Source organism: Actinophytocola sp. (assembly GCF_050699915.1).
Lineage (GTDB): Bacteria > Actinomycetota > Actinomycetes > Mycobacteriales > Pseudonocardiaceae > Actinophytocola.
Genome location: NZ_JBOHGA010000025.1, coordinates 21,440 through 35,426, shown reverse-complemented (window position 1 = coordinate 35,426; position 13,987 = coordinate 21,440). Strand labels below are relative to the sequence as shown.

13 protein-coding genes are annotated in these 13,987 nt (G+C 67.6%); 3 read left to right on the top strand and 10 right to left on the bottom strand.

All coding sequences use genetic code 11. The annotated features are described in order from the left end of the window. Positions 1–594, bottom strand: a 594-nt coding sequence (locus ACRDSK_RS07345) for a methyltransferase family protein (protein WP_431439187.1), incomplete at its 3' end; no start/stop codon positions are given. Between the two features lie 43 nt (positions 595–637). Beyond that, complete coding sequence (locus ACRDSK_RS07340) at positions 638–1,702, bottom strand: methyltransferase (protein ID WP_431439186.1); 1,065 nt, start codon at positions 1,700–1,702, stop codon at positions 638–640. A 258-nt stretch (positions 1,703–1,960) separates the two neighbouring features. Here ACRDSK_RS07340 and ACRDSK_RS07335 point away from each other — a divergent pair, with 258 nt between their 5' ends. After that, a complete protein-coding gene (locus ACRDSK_RS07335) occupies positions 1,961–2,806 on the top strand; it encodes an AfsR/SARP family transcriptional regulator (RefSeq protein WP_431439185.1) in 846 nt (281 codons plus the stop codon). Here ACRDSK_RS07335 and ACRDSK_RS07330 read toward each other — a convergent pair. The 4 genes from ACRDSK_RS07330 to ACRDSK_RS07315 all read right to left on the bottom strand — a co-directional run bounded on the left by ACRDSK_RS07330 (position 2,803) and on the right by ACRDSK_RS07315 (position 6,607). After that, the gene (locus ACRDSK_RS07330; protein WP_431439184.1) at positions 2,803–3,612 is read right to left on the bottom strand and encodes an AfsR/SARP family transcriptional regulator; all 810 of its coding nucleotides are present in this window, start codon (positions 3,610–3,612) and stop codon (positions 2,803–2,805) included. The genes ACRDSK_RS07335 and ACRDSK_RS07330 overlap by 4 nt on opposite strands. 104 nt (positions 3,613–3,716) lie before the next feature. Beyond that, positions 3,717–4,712: a methyltransferase gene (locus ACRDSK_RS07325; RefSeq protein ID WP_431439183.1), complete on the bottom strand. Its 996-nt coding sequence runs from the start codon at positions 4,710–4,712 to the stop codon at positions 3,717–3,719. A 78-nt stretch (positions 4,713–4,790) separates the two neighbouring features. Continuing rightward, a complete protein-coding gene (locus tag ACRDSK_RS07320) occupies positions 4,791–5,837 on the bottom strand; it encodes a type III polyketide synthase (RefSeq protein WP_431439182.1) in 1,047 nt (348 codons plus the stop codon). A 320-nt stretch (positions 5,838–6,157) separates the two neighbouring features. Then, positions 6,158–6,607: a MarR family winged helix-turn-helix transcriptional regulator gene (locus ACRDSK_RS07315; protein WP_431439181.1), complete on the bottom strand. Its 450-nt coding sequence runs from the start codon at positions 6,605–6,607 to the stop codon at positions 6,158–6,160. A gap of 227 nt (positions 6,608–6,834) precedes the next feature. Here ACRDSK_RS07315 and ACRDSK_RS07310 point away from each other — a divergent pair, with 227 nt between their 5' ends. Further along, positions 6,835–8,250: an FAD-binding oxidoreductase gene (locus ACRDSK_RS07310; protein ID WP_431439180.1), complete on the top strand. Its 1,416-nt coding sequence runs from the start codon at positions 6,835–6,837 to the stop codon at positions 8,248–8,250. 12 nt (positions 8,251–8,262) lie between these two features. On the opposite strand, the gene ACRDSK_RS07305 is transcribed toward ACRDSK_RS07310, so the two are convergent. Continuing rightward, positions 8,263–9,519: a cytochrome P450 family protein gene (locus ACRDSK_RS07305; protein ID WP_431439179.1), complete on the bottom strand. Its 1,257-nt coding sequence runs from the start codon at positions 9,517–9,519 to the stop codon at positions 8,263–8,265. Between the two features lie 382 nt (positions 9,520–9,901). Between ACRDSK_RS07305 and ACRDSK_RS07300 the strand changes: the two genes are divergently transcribed. Next, on the top strand, positions 9,902–11,320 hold the full coding sequence (locus ACRDSK_RS07300; protein WP_431439178.1) for a phthiocerol/phthiodiolone dimycocerosyl transferase family protein: 1,419 nt from the start codon (positions 9,902–9,904) through the stop codon (positions 11,318–11,320). A 5-nt stretch (positions 11,321–11,325) separates the two neighbouring features. Here the strand turns inward: ACRDSK_RS07300 and ACRDSK_RS07295 are convergent, their stop codons facing one another. The 3 genes from ACRDSK_RS07295 to ACRDSK_RS07285 all read right to left on the bottom strand — a co-directional run bounded on the left by ACRDSK_RS07295 (position 11,326) and on the right by ACRDSK_RS07285 (position 13,888). Then, positions 11,326–12,174 carry an AfsR/SARP family transcriptional regulator gene (locus tag ACRDSK_RS07295; RefSeq protein ID WP_431439177.1) on the bottom strand — a complete coding sequence of 283 codons (849 nt, stop codon included), beginning with the start codon at positions 12,172–12,174 and terminating at the stop codon, positions 11,326–11,328. 16 nt (positions 12,175–12,190) lie between these two features. Further along, entirely contained in the window at positions 12,191–12,871 is a 681-nt protein-coding gene (locus ACRDSK_RS07290) for an O-methyltransferase (RefSeq protein WP_431439176.1), read from the bottom strand. 81 nt (positions 12,872–12,952) lie between these two features. Next, positions 12,953–13,888, bottom strand: a complete 936-nt coding sequence (locus ACRDSK_RS07285) for an NADP-dependent oxidoreductase (protein WP_431439175.1) — start codon at positions 13,886–13,888, stop codon at positions 12,953–12,955. Positions 13,889–13,987 lie beyond the last annotated feature (99 nt).

Genomic DNA, 13,987 nt, shown 5'->3' with positions numbered 1-13,987 from the left:
GTTGGGTGACTGCTTGTACTTGTAGGTGTGGATCGCGCCGAGGCCGGTGTTGCCGGCCAGGTCGAGTACTCGTGCGCCGGCGGGGACGTCGATGTTGGAGAAGAACCAGGGGTCGATGCGCTCGGTGGTCGCGTCCATCACCTTCGACCAGGGCCTGCCGATGTCCTGGTGCTCAGCCGCGGCCTCGTACAGGGTCCCGTCGAAGTCGTAGAGCTTCTTCAGGCCGACGAGCGTGCCGGTCCGCGCGCTCTCGGACAGGTAGAACAGCTGCCGCAGCGTGGTGGCCTTGATGAAGTACATGAGGTCGAGCGCCGCGTTGAGGTCTTTGTCGGGCACGTACGCGAGTGCGTCGAGGGTGTAGCCGTCGGTGGTTTCGTGGTGGGCGACGAAGCCTTCTTTGACGAGCAGGAACAGCAGTTGTTCCACGGCGTCGGGCTTGACGCCGACGGTGGCGCCGATGTCGGTGGTGGTCGCGCCGGGGTTGTCTCGGACGGCGTCGACGATGCCGAGTTCGAAGCAGGACAGCAGGTTCATGAACCGCGTCGGTCCCACCATGTACTCACGAATCCGCCCGAGCGTCGCTTCCGCGGTCATGCCGCCCATCCCTTCGAGTCGCGTGAATCGGTGAACCCGCTGTTCATGCTGTCTTTTTCGCAGAAATGATGCCCTGTAACGGGAGGGCGTCCGGCGGCAGATCCGCGGGCTTCTGGGCGATCGACCCGGTGAGCGTGAACCCGCACTCCTCCAGCCACCTCTGGAACGTCGACATCTTCTGCGGTCCACCTTGGGCGGTGGCACAGCCGAGGAAGAAGGCCGGATAGTAGTCGACGGTGCAGGAGTCCTTGATGTCCTCCGAGTGGATCGGCACCAGGATGTGCACCTGGCCGCCCACCGCCAGGGACCGTTGAACGTTGTGCAGGATCCGGAAAACGTCGTCCTTGTCCCACATGTTCAGGAAGTGCTTGATCAGCACGACGTCGAAGCCCTGAGGGACCTCGTCGAAGACGTCACCGCCGATGAACGAACACTGCTCGGCCAAACCGTGCTCGCGGAAGTTGCGCAGGCATGCCTCTTCCTTGTCCGGCAGGTCGAACGTCGTCACCCGCAGGTTGGGTGACTGCTTGTACTTGTAGGTGTGGATCGCGCCGAGGCCGGTGTTGCCGGCCAGGTCGAGTACTCGTGCGCCGGCGGGGACGTCGATGTTGGAGAAGAACCAGGGGTCGATGCGCTCGGTGACCGAGTCCATCAGCCGCGACCACGACACCCGCAGGTCCTCGTGCCGGCCCATCGCGGCGTACAGGTCGCCGTCGAAGTCGTAGAGCTTCTTCAGGCCGACGAGCGTGCCGGTCCGCACGCTCTCGGACAGGTAGAACAGCTGCCGCAGGACGGTGACCTTGATCTTGTCCATGAACTCGAGCGGGCGCCGCAGGTCTTTGTCGGGCACGTCCGCGAGTGCGTCGAGGGTGTAGCCGCCGGTGGTTTCGTCGTGGGCGACGAAGCCTTCTTTGACGAGCAGGAACAGCAGTTGTTGCACGGCGTCGGGCTTGACGCCGACGGTGGCGCCGATGTCGGTGGTGGTCGCGCCGGGGTTGTCCCGGACGGCGTCGACGATGCCGAGTTCGAAGCAGGACAGCAGGTTCATGAACCGGGTCGGTCCCACCATGTACTCACGAATCCGCCCGAGCGTCGCTTCTGCGGTCATGCTCCCACCATCGGCCACGGAGCTTGGTCGGGACTGGTCAACGGCTTGGCGTCGGCTTGGCGCCTGTCGGTATGCTGGTTCTCGAGCGCACGGACATCCCGGACGACACGTTCACGAATGTCTCGTTGTAGATCATCAAGCAACTTGACAAAAAAATTGCTCCTACTTAGGGTGGCTGCGCGGGCACGGTGTGTCGATGTCAAGAACGATCGTCCCGGTGGAAGATTGCCCGGCAGCGAACCGTAGGCATGGGCGGCAGTGTCCAGAGGGGGAATCCTCATTCAGGTACAGCTTCTGGGGCCGCTCCGAATTTCCAGCGCTGAGGGAGGGACGACCCGCCTTGCGCGGAAGCCGCGCCAGTTGCTCGCCCTGCTCCTGCTCAACTACTCGCGGGCCGTCCCGCTAACCGCGTTGATCGACGAACTGTGGGCGAGTTCCGCGCCGAAAACGGCTCGCGCCGCCGTGCAGATCTACATCCACCAACTGCGCAAACAACTCGCCGAAGTCACCGGCCGTGCCATTGACGAGGTGAGCGGCGGGATGTTGCGCACCGTACGCAACGGATACGAGTTCGATGCCGAGGAACTGGTCGACTTCGACCTGCGGACCTACCACCGCCTGGAGCGGACCGGGACCGCGGCGATGGCCGACGGTGACCTGACTTCGGCCTCCAGGTACTTCCGCAAGGCGCTCTCGCTGTGGCGCGGTCCGGCACTGACCGACGTCGAACCGGGCCCGGGAATCCGGGCCGCGGTGGCAGGGCTCGACCAGTCGCGGGCGACGATGCTGGGGCACCGCATCGAAGTCGAGCTGCGACGTGGACGGCACCGGGAGATCCTCGACGAGCTCATCGACCTGGTGTCGCACGACAGGTTCCACGAGGACCTGCACGCGCAGCTCATCATCGCGCTGTACCGCAGCGGGTACCGTAACCGCGCGCTCGAGGCGTTTCACCGGCTGCGCAAGGACATGGTCTGCACGTTCGGCCTCGATCCCTCTCCCAAGCTGCACCGGTACTACCAGGCCGTACTCACCTCGGACCCGCGGCTGGACGAGGTGTCGGTGTTGCCACTGCCGAAGGACCTGCCGATACTGCCGCGCTAGACGGCTTTGGCGACACCGGAGGCGCGGGCGGCGTCCACGGCCGCCGTGTCGGCGACCCGGATTCCGTGACACAGCGCGGTGAGCCGTGGCGACGGTGTTGTGCCGAGCTCGTCGTGCAGGTTTCTGCGCAGCTCCTCGAAGACCTCGAGGGCGCGGGTCCGGTAGCCCGACCGGTACAGGGCGATCATGAACTGCGCGTGAAGCTCCTCGTCGCAGGCGTGCCGGACGACCAGCCGCGCCAGCTCGCTGAGCACCCTTCGGTGCTCGCCGGCGTCGAGCAGCGTGCCGAAGAACAAGGCCAGGGTCTCCAGCCTGGACCGGTCGAGCTCTGTGACCCTCGCCCGCAGGAGCCTGCCGTGGTCGACATCCAGTAATGCCGGGCCGCGCCACAGGTCGAGGGCCTCGCTGAGCTGTCTGCTGGCGCCCTGGGTGTCTCCGGCGGTCAATCGGATCTGCGCCAACGTGCGCAGCCGGTGGAACTCGCGCAGGTCGAAGACGTTCCCGCCGAGTTTGATCCGGTAGCCCCCGTCACGGGTCTGCAACAGGTCTCGGGCGACTGTGCCGCGGGTGACGTCGAGCGTGCGGACGAACTCCGCACGCAGGTAGGAGACGTGGGTCTGCAGCGTGCTGAGGGCGGATCGCGGGGCCGCGTCGTCCCACAGCTCGGTGACCAGCGAGGTGACCGAGACCCGGTGCGGCTCGTTGAGCAGCAACAGGGCCAGCAGCTGCCGCGGCTTTCCCGTCGTACGAATCAAGTCGTCGCCGTCTTGTTGTACCGACAGCGGGCCTAACACCCGGAACTCCATCTCGTGACTCCTGGTCACCGACGCTACCACCGGGTCATGCCGCCGGCATGGCGTCGCCGCAGACGAGGTCGCGAGTGCGGCGAGCACCGGGCACCGCCCTGGTGCTAACGGGCGAACACCAGTGTGGCGGGCGAGGGTGTGGCATGGAACGAGACGTCCTCGAACCCTGCTTCGGCGAGCCAGGACCGGTAGTCCGACTGCCGCCAGGTGCCGCCCTTCCTGCTCTTGAGCAGCATCTCCGAAGCGAACAGCAGTGGGAAGAACGGCCCGCTCCGATCGTCGTCGACCACGTAGTCGCAGACGACGAAGGTGCCCCCCGGCTTGAGGGCGCGCCGGGCCCTGGCGAAGATCGCGGTGTTGTCCTCGGCGCTTTCCTGGTGGGCGACGTGGGAGTACACCACGATGTCATGGGTCGCGGTGCCGAAGTCGACGCTGTGCAGGTCACCGTCGACAGAGGTGAACCGGTCGGCCACGTGCCGTTCCTTCAGGAGCCTGCGGGCGATCGCGTTGATGGGTTCCCAGTCCAGCTGGGTCGACCGGGCGGACGGGTTGAGCTCGAGCCAGATCGAGGAGAAGATCGCCGAGCCGCCGCCCAGATCGAGGATCGAGACCTCCCCGGCGTCGGCCAGCCCGAGCAGCTCGGCGGCAGTGACGGCCACGGGGACCGACTGCGCGGCGATCGCGGGGACGACCTCCTCCCAGTGCGGGTTGTCGGCCACCTCGGTCATGGCCTGCACCGGCCCGCCCGTGTGGAACACCTCCGGCAGGTTCGCCAGCTTGTCCATCTGAGCGAACTTGAGCTTGGCGTAGCCGCTCAGATCCGCCCGCCTGCCCGCCACCAGGAAGGCGCTTGCCTCCGCGGTGTTGCGGTACCCGCCGTCGTGGACCTCGACCAGGGCAAGACCCGCGAGCCCGTCGAGCAGGGTCTGCGCACCCCGCTCGGACATCCCGGTCTCGGCGGCCAGCCGTCCGGCGGTGTCCGCGCCCGCCTCGAGATGGGTGAACAGCGCGTACTTGGCCGCGACGCCGAGGATGCCGGTGGCCCAGTAGCCGTTGGCGATCTCCAGAATCCGGTCCGGCCTTGGTTGTTCGTTGGTCACGTTGCCTCCCGCAGTCCATGGGTTTGCGCGGCACGGTGCCTCGTCGGAGATTTGCGACTGTCTGTGGTCCGGCACCGCTCAGTGGTAGGCCGAGACCGCGTGCAGGACCCCGTTCACGGCCGAGGTCACGTCCACGGACCACCGGCCCACCGACATCTCGGCGGTGATGCCCGGACCGAACCCCGCGATCATGCCGGCGGCGCCCGGGGTGAGCTCGTTCTCCTCGAACAGCCTTCGCAGCGCATCGAGCACGACCGCGCTGGCGATGTTGCCGTGCTCGGTCAGCGTCCGCCAGCTGTGACGGAACATGTCGTTGTCGATACCGAGGTAGTAGCTCAGATCACTCAGGATCCGCGGGCCACCCGCGTGAATGATGTAGAAGTCGAGCTGGGCGACGTCCCAGCCGTTGTCCATGGCCAGGTCGCGCAGCACCGGGGCCAGCGGCTCCATCGTTCCGGGCACCCGCTTGTCCAGCTGGAAATGGAAGCCGGTCGAGCGCACGGCGTAGGAGATCCAGTCCTCGGTGTGCGGGATGAGGTAGGAGGCGTTGCGCTCCAGTGCGACGCCGACCCCGCCACTGCCTCGCACCACGGCAGCCGCGACCGCGTCGCCGAACAGCCCGTCCGAGAGCAGGGAACCGACCCCGTCGTCCTCGGGCTGGTAGCACAGCGAGCACAGCTCGCTGGAGACGATCAGGACGTTGCTGTCCGGGTAGGCGGTGCAGAAGTCGTGCGCGCGGTTGATGGCAGCGCCGCCCGCCGCACACCCCAGCTGCGCGATGGGGATCTGCCGGGTGTTGGACCGGAATCCCATGGTGTTGATCAGCCACGCGGTCAGCGACGGCATGAGAAATCCGGTGCAGGAGACGAAGATGATCGCGTCGATGTCCTGCTCGGTCAGCTGTGCGTTCGCCAGGGCCTGCTGGACGACGGCAGGACACCGCTTCTTGGACTCCACCTCGAAGATCCGGTTGCGCTCTTCGAGGCCGGGGTGGCGAAGCGTCTCCTCGATGGGTTGCACGATGTGCCGCTTCATGACGCCGGTGTTCTGGATCAACCGAAGTGCCAACGACAGCTGTGGCTTTCCGGCATGCATTCCCTTGGCAAATTCCAGAGTATCCTCCATCGTGATGATGTGCTCGGGAACATTCACCGACGGCTTGCAAATCGTAGGCATATGTGACGTCGACCTTCTTTGGAGTCCAGTACGCACTCATTCGCCCTCGTGCCCCCTTCCGGCGCCGAGCTACCAACACGCCAGATGCGGATCCTGGCTTCGGCTCGGAGATGCACAGCAATCACCATCACCCCTGCCGCTTGCCATCGGCTTGGCGCCGACTTGACGCCCGGGGGAGTATGGCGGCGTGGAATGCGCGGCCCAGAGTGCGGTCGAATCTAGCGGCCCGGCGCGCGCCGGCGAATTCTTCGGTGAGGTTCGTCGCTTTCCTACCTGCTTTGCAGGGCGATGAGCTCCTCGAGTGTCCGGCGCAGCTCGGCGATCTCGGCCTGGCCGAAGTGGCGTACCCAGCGCCGCTCGATGTCTCGGAGAATGCGGCCGGCGGCGACCTGGGCCTGCATGCCCCGCTCGGTCAACCGGATGATCTTCGCTCGGCCGTCGACCGGGTCGGCGGTGCGTTCGACGTAGTCCAGTCGTGCGAGTTCGTCGACCAAACCGCCGATCGCCTGCTTGCTGAGCCCGGACCGCTCGGCGAGCACGGTCAGCCGCGACCCGTCCGGATCGATGAACCGGAACACCGAACCGTGCCGGTATCGGACGCCCTCGAACCCCTCCTCGGCGAGGCGCCGGTGGAGCAGGGTGGTGGTGACGTCTCTGGCCTGCGTGAGCAAGGCGGGGAGCGGTCTGTTCTCGTCGCGCTGCCCGGATCGCGTCGTCATCCCGGAGACCTTTCTGACGCGGCCATTTAGTCAGGCAAGTTGACAGTTTGGTCGGCCTGACCATACCGTGGGTCCCGACAATACGGCTGCCTGACTAACCTCGACAATCCCGCCGCGCGAGCGCTGGAACCTCCGCGCCCGACCCCTCCGGGCGCCCCCCGCGCGCCTGTCTGAGGTACCCGCCCGAGGTGTCCATCTCCTCCCGCGGCAAAGAGATTGGAAGCTTCATGAGCCATTTCGATCAGGACGGCGGCAAGGTCACCGGTGTCGACACCGCGGCGATCGAGGCCTTGGCCAAGCAAGTGCGGGGCCCGGTGGTCGTTCCCACCGACGAGTCGTACGACACCGAGCGTGCCGGGCACCAGACGACCCGTTGGCACCGACCGGACCTGGTGGTGGGCGCCGTCGGGCCGGCCGACGTGCAGGCGGCTGTCACCTTCGCCGGCCAGCACGGGCTGCCGGTGGCGGTGCAGGGCACCGGACACGCGCTGGCCGCCGTGGCCGCCGATGGCGGAGTACTGATCAACACCTCCCGGATCGGTGGCATCCGGGTCAACGCCGAGGCCGGTACCGCGTGGCTGGGCGCAGGCCTCCAGTGGGACCAGGTCATCCACGAGACGGCCGCCGCTGGGCTGGCGCCGCTGTCTGGCTCGGCTCCGGGAGTGGGCGCGGTCTCTTACACCCTCGGCGGCGGGCTGGGCATGCTGTCCCGGCGCTACGGGTATGCCGCCGACCATGTGCGCAGCCTCGACGTGGTCACCGCCGACGGCGGGCTGCGCTACGTCACCCAGGAGTCTCATCCCGACCTGTTCTGGGCCTTGCGCGGCGGCCGGGACAACTTCGGCGTGGTGACGGGCATGGAGATCGATCTGATGCCGATCACCGAGATCTACGGTGGGGCGCTGTTCTTCGACGCCGGTTCGGCCCCGGAGGTGTTCAACGCCTATGTGGACTGGACGGTGACCGTTCCCGACGAGATGACCTCGTCGGTGGCGATGATCTCGTTCCCGGATATCCCGGTGCTCCCGCCGACGCTTCGCGGCCGCTACGTCGTCCACGTGCGGATCGCCTACGCCGCAGACGACCTCGGCGCGGGCGAGCGGCTGGTGGCGCCGCTGCTCGCGCTCGAACCGTTCAGCAACACCCTTCGCCAGATGCCCTTCGTCGAGTCCGGGTCGATCCACAACGACCCGGTCGTCCCGGGGAGGTTCGAGTCCGGGACCACCCAGCTGGGCGAGTTCGACGCGGCCGGCGTGCACAGCCTGCTCGACCTGGCCGGGCCGCACGCACCGGTGCCGCATGTGGTCGAGCTGCGTCACCTCGGCGGACAGCTGGCCAAGCCCGCTGCCGTGCCCAACGCCGTAGGCAACCGCGACGCCCAGTACTCGTTGAACGTGATATCTCGACTGGAGCGGGCCGAGATCGCCGAGATCCGCACCGCGCATGAGCGGATCTTCGATGCCATCGCTCCGTGGAGCACCGGGCGCCGGGCGCTGAACTTCATGAACGGGGAGAAGGACGGCGACCAGGTGCGCTCGGCCTACGCCCCCGGGGACTACGAGCGCTTGGCCCAGATCAAGGTCGGCTACGACCCGCGGAACCTTTTCCGCCTGAACCACAACATCCCGCCCGCGGCCGAGTAGCCGCCCGCGGCCTCAGTCCCGCGCGGCTCCGAGGTACACCGGCAGGCTCGTCACCGAGTTGGAGAAGATCGACGGGACAGCGGTCAGCTCGTCGGGGTCGACGGCGAGTCGCATCTCGGGGTACCGAGCGAACAGCGCGGGCAGGGCGGCCGACGCCTCGAGCCGGGCCAGCGCGGGCCCGAGGCAGACGTGCGGTCCGGTGCCGAAGGCCAGGTGCCGCTGGGGTTGGCGGCCGATGTCGAACTGGTCGGCGTCCGTACCGTACTGGGACGGGTCGCGGTTGACTCCGCTCCACGGGGCGAGGATGGCGTCGCCCTTGCGGATGGTTATCCCCGCGACGGTGACGTCCTCGGTCGGGAACCGGGCCGGGAAGTTGCCCACCGGGGCGTCCCAGCGCAGGGTTTCCTCGATGACCAGCGACCAGGTGTCCGCGTCGCCGTCACGGACCTCGGCCAACTGCTCCGGGTGGGTGAGCAGGGCCCGCGTCGCGTTGACGATGAGGCTGATCGAAGTCTCATGGCCCGCGCCGATGAGCATCCACAGTGTGTCCTCGAGCTCCTCGTCGGTGAGTGCGTCGTCGTCCTCCTCGTTGACCGCGATCATGGCGCTGGTCAGATCGTCGGCAGGCTCGGCGCGGCGCATGGCGAACAGGCGCTGCCACATCTCGTGACGCTTCTGCTGCGTCGCCATGTACTCCTCGGCCGTCGTGTCGGCGCGCACGACGGTGTCGATCAGTTGGCGGAACAGGGGCCACCACGCCTCGGGCACCCCGATGAGCTCGCAGATGACCTGCATGGGGAACGGGTAGGCGTAGTGCTTACGGAGGTCGACGGCGCCATCCAGACCGACATGGTTGGGCAGGTCGGCCAGCATGGTGGCGACGATCTGGTCGATGCGCGGCCGCAGTCCCTCGACCCGGCTGCGGGTGAACGTCCGGGTCAACGGGCGGCGTAGCCGCCTGTGCTCCGCACCGTCGCGGGCCATCGCGTTGTTGAGCCGGATCATGCTGAGCAGTGGCCAATCAGCGGGAATCTCGCCACGTTGCAGCGCCGTCCATTGGCGCCAGTCCCGGCCGACCCTGGAGTCGGTGGCGAGCTCGGCGAGCAGCTTGTAGTCGGTCACCATCCACATTCGCACGCCACCGGGGAGTTCGACGCGGACCAGCGGACCGACCTCGCGTAACCGGGCGGCCTCGCCGTGGCGGTCGGTGCCCGCGGGATCGATGAGGACAAGTGGTGGAACGGACTGGTCGACCGTCGAATCGGTCATCGTGATGTGCCTCCTGGCTGCCTGGACGCGGAGTTCGGGACGGGACGCCTGGCCGGCAGACTGATTACCGCTCAGCGTGGCCCGCCGTCGCTATTTGTGCGCCGCAGAATTCTCGGGAAGCCGGTCCTGCCTTCCCGGTCGAACGGTGCCGAGGCCGAGTTCACGGCGCGGTTGGCGGCGTGCGAATGACAGCACAGAACGCTTGAAAATCGGCTAAGCACCGCCAAACATGCAGGAAATCAAGGCTTGTGATTCACGTCACGATGACCGTGATTTGACAGTACTTGGTGGGTTGCTAGCATCGTGCGGGTTGCGGGCCGGAATGATTTCCCGCGCGATATCTCAATTTCTGCCGCCGATGCCGCGCGCACAACGCACTGCGATGGGGACCGTCATTATGAACATCTCGACGACGAGGACTCTGACCGCCACGGAAGGCCCCGCGGGCCTGTTACGGGAGTTGAGCCCGGCGGAACGCTGGTATTGGATCATCGACCAGCTCTCCACGCTCAACGTCAGCGCCCGGGTGCGCGTCGACGGCGAGCTCTCGACGGAGGCGCTACGCGCCGCCCTGGACTCGCTGCGCGCTCGCCACCCTTACCTGCGCCTGGCCATCGCGGACGAGGCGTCCGGACCGCGGTTCTCGTCGACGGACAACCCGATCCCGCTGCGCGAAGTGCACTCCGACGAGGTCGACAACGCGCGCTGGGCGCGCGAGGTGGATGTGCACGAGTTCGCCGAGCCGATCGACTGGCGGTCCGGCCCACTGGCCCGCGCCGTGGTCATCAGGCAGCCCGGCCAGGTCACCGACCTGATCATCAGCATCCCGCACTGCATCGCGGACGGCACCACCGCCCTCGCACTGCTGCGGCAATGGGTGCAGCTGTCAGCGACACCGCCGGCGAACCGTGGCGACCTCGTGGGCGACCTCGTGGGCGACCTCGTGGGCGACCGCGTTCCGCTGCCGGCGGAGTCCCTCTTCCAGGCACACCACCGGGAGATGTCGGACCTGCCGGACAAGGAGCCCGAGGCCGAGAACGAGTCGGAACCGGCCTACGAGGGACAGGTCGGCAGGTTCGTCCCGGACCGGTTCGTGCCCTTCGATCAGCGGCGCACTCGGATGCTGCACCGGGCCGTCGACGGTGACGCGCTGGAGAACCTGCTCCTCGCGTGCCGGCGGCAGGGCGTGACGATGCACGGCGTGCTCGCCGCGGCGATGGCCTGCGCCGTGGCTCGTGACGCCGGGGCCGAGCCGCGCACCCCGTTCGCCGTCGGCTCGCCGGTGGACTTCCGCGACGAGCTGACCCGACCGGTGGCCGAGGACGAGGTCGGCTGCTACGTGTCCGCTGTGCACTCCGTCGTCGCCTACCAGCCCGACGACCTGTGGACGATGGCCCGGTTCGTCAACAGCGACATCGCCGAGCGGCGGCGGCGTGGCGAGCAGTTCTCAGTGTTCAGCCTCCTCGCCAGCGGCGGCCCGCGCGGGATCGCCGACAGTGAGACCTTCGTCCGGTACATCGAGGAGCACGGCTCGTTCAACTTCTTCGTGTCCAACATCGGACGGTTCGAGTTCCCGGACGCGGCGGGCGGGTTGCGGTTGTCGGGGGCACAGTTCGTGGGTGGCATCTCGGTCGTGGGCTACTTCGCCTCGTCCGTCAGCACCTGTCACGACCAGCTGTCCTGGAACTTCACCTACATCGACGACGCGGTGTCGCGGGAGCGGGCCGAGCGCGTCGTCGACGACTGCGTCGCGACCGTGCTCGCGGCGGCTGACGCGGTCACGACGACGGCACGGCCGTAGTCGGGTCAGAACGAGCTGGCCAGGACCGGGAGCTCCGGCAAGTTCGCCACCGGCCGTACCGGCAGGGGCACCACCTCGACGTCGTCGAGAGCGGAGTCCACGGTCAGCAGCGCCTGATGGAACGCCTTGAGCTGAGGCGAGGGCTCGAGCCCGAACTCGGTGAGCATGTCGTGCCGCAGTTGGTGGTAGGCCTCCAAGGCCCGGATGCGGTACCCCGACCGGTAGAGCGCGAGCATGTACTGGGCATGCAGGTTCTCGTGGAAGCGGTTGCGGGAAATCAACACCACGAGCTCGCTGAGGATGTCGCGGTGCATGCCCAACCGCAGCTCCACCTCGATCCGGTAGTCCTGCGTCATCATCCTGGACTGCTCCAGAGCGGCGATCTCGGCCCTGATCCTGATACCCGGCTCCACATCGTCCACAGGGGACCCTCGCCACAGACGCAGGGCCTGGCGGAAGTACTGCGCGGCCGCGGGGAGATCGCCGGTGTTCATGGCGCCGACTCCGGACCGCCGCAGCCGGTGGTAGACCTCCAGATCCAGGCGGCCGGGATCCACCATGAACCGGTACCCGTTCTGCACTGTCTGCAGAACGGTCTCGGCCACCTCGCCAGTGGTGTGCCCGACGGCTTCGGCCAGCATCCGCCGCAGGTTCAGCACGTAGACCTGGAGCGCGGCGCGGGCGGTCTTGGGCGGCGCGTCCTGCCACAGCTCGTCGATCAGCGCGGACACCGGTACCACTCGCTGTTGGTTGAGCAGCAGCAGCGCCAGCACCGTGGATGGTTTCCGGGCCGTAGGGTTCACCTCGGCGGCGCCGTGGTGGATCGTCAGCGGACCGAGCACTCTGATGTACATCGGCGGCGTCCCAGCGTCAGCCGAGCTTGAGGCACACCTGGACGCCCTGGTGTACCGGGATCCGCACGGAGAGGTAGCCGTTGTCCGGATCCTTGATGAAGTCGGAGAACTCCTGGTTGAACGCCTGGTCCTGGTAGAGGTCGATGTCGTCGACGATCACCAGCGCCCCGGGCCGTAGCCGGGGGTGCACCAGCTTCAAGATCGGCGCCCGTAGGTCCAGCCACCCGTCCAGCAACACGAGGTCGACCGGACCGGGCAGGTCCTCGAGCGTCTCCCTGGCATCGCCGACCCGCAGGTCGACCAGGTCGCCGAGGCCCGCGGCGTCGAAGCTCGCCCGCGCGCGGCGCGCCTTGTCGGCCTGCAGCTCGGTGGTGATCACCTGGCCTCCGCCGTTGTCGCGGACGGCGGAGGCCAGGAACAGCGTCGAGATCCCGAACGAGGTGCCGAACTCCACCACGGTGCGCGCCCTGATGGCCCGGGCGAGCAGGTACAGCAGGTGCCCACCCTCCCGGGACACCGACATGATGACGTCCTTGGTCCGCTCGGCCAGGTCCGCGTGGTCGATGTCGACGGGGTAGTCGCCCCGCATGTCCACGCCCGCGTTCGCGAAGGCGGCCATGAGATCCTGCTGCTCCTCGTCGGCGAACAGGCGGTTCAGCGTCGCGGCTACCGCGTCCGATTCCAACGTCGACGTCATCGCGTTCGCTACTCCTCGGATGTGTTGTGGACGTGCGGCTCTGTCAGGACCTCGATGCGGACCGGGAGGTGGCCCCGTCAGTCAGGGGATGAGGACGGTCTTGCCTGGCAGGGTCCCGCTCGCGGCCTGCAGGTGCACGGCACCCAGCTCCGAGAGCGGTAGGCGCTGGGCGACGTCGATCGTGAGGTGCCCGGCGTCTATCTGGCTGACCAGCTCGGCGAGCTGGTCAGCGTCGCTTCGTACGAAGACTCCCTGCGTCCGCACCCCACGCTCGGCGCTCTCCGGGGTCGGCGGGACGGTGTTGGCGTACGCGCCGCCGTCCGCGACCAGGCCGATCAGTTTCGTGACGTGGTCCTGGTTCTCGTACCACGCCAGGTTCAGCACGACGTCGAACCGCTGCTCGGCCAACGCCTCCCAGGCTGGGCTCTCGGTGTGGTCGATGACGTGGGCCGCGCCCCGGGCATGGACGCGGTCGCGGCTACGCGGGCTGGCGGTCGCGGTCACGTTGGCGCCGGCCCGAGCCGCGAACTGGATCGCGTAGCCGCCCACCGCGCCGCCGGCGCCGTTGATCAGGATGCTCTGGTCGGCCTTCAGGCCCGCGTGCTCGAACAGCGCCTGCCACGCGGTCAGCGCGACCGACGGGAACCCGGCGGCATCAGCCAGGTCGATCGTGGCGGGGGCGGCGGCCAGGGTTTCGACGGGCACGGCGACGTACTCCGCGGCCGCCCCGGCCGTCGGGATGGGCAGGAAGCCCACGGCCGCGTCACCGATGTTCCAGCCGGTCACGCCACCGCCGATCTCGTCGACGACGCCCGACACGTCGTAGCACGGGGTGTGCGGGAGCGTCAGCGGGAAGGCGGCGGTCAGGTTGCCGCTGCGAATCGAGGCGTCCACGGGGTTGAACGCGGCGCCCGCCATCCGCAGCACGACCTGACCCGGACCGGCCTTCGGGCGGTCGACGTCCTCGTAGACGACGACGTCCTCGGAGCCGTAGGAGTGGTAACGCGCTGCCTTCATGGGACCTCCCTACTTTTGCTTCAAAATCGAAGCATCACTGTAATATACTTTGACTTCGAAACACAGTGCGACCATGGGGCGTTGATTCCGATTCGAAGC

Coding starts and splice junctions, on each gene's coding strand:
- ACRDSK_RS07315 (WP_431439181.1), bottom strand. CDS start 6,607: ATGACGACGCGATCCGGGCAGCGCGACGAGAACAGACCGCTCCCCGCC.
- ACRDSK_RS07295 (WP_431439177.1), bottom strand. CDS start 12,174: ATGTACATCAGAGTGCTCGGTCCGCTGACGATCCACCACGGCGCCGCC.
- ACRDSK_RS07310 (WP_431439180.1), top strand. CDS start 6,835: ATGAGCCATTTCGATCAGGACGGCGGCAAGGTCACCGGTGTCGACACC.
- ACRDSK_RS07340 (WP_431439186.1), bottom strand. CDS start 1,702: ATGACCGCAGAAGCGACGCTCGGGCGGATTCGTGAGTACATGGTGGGA.
- ACRDSK_RS07290 (WP_431439176.1), bottom strand. CDS start 12,871: ATGACGTCGACGTTGGAATCGGACGCGGTAGCCGCGACGCTGAACCGC.
- ACRDSK_RS07320 (WP_431439182.1), bottom strand. CDS start 5,837: ATGGAGGATACTCTGGAATTTGCCAAGGGAATGCATGCCGGAAAGCCA.
- ACRDSK_RS07300 (WP_431439178.1), top strand. CDS start 9,902: ATGGGGACCGTCATTATGAACATCTCGACGACGAGGACTCTGACCGCC.
- ACRDSK_RS07330 (WP_431439184.1), bottom strand. CDS start 3,612: ATGGAGTTCCGGGTGTTAGGCCCGCTGTCGGTACAACAAGACGGCGAC.
- ACRDSK_RS07305 (WP_431439179.1), bottom strand. CDS start 9,519: ATGACCGATTCGACGGTCGACCAGTCCGTTCCACCACTTGTCCTCATC.
- ACRDSK_RS07285 (WP_431439175.1), bottom strand. CDS start 13,888: ATGAAGGCAGCGCGTTACCACTCCTACGGCTCCGAGGACGTCGTCGTC.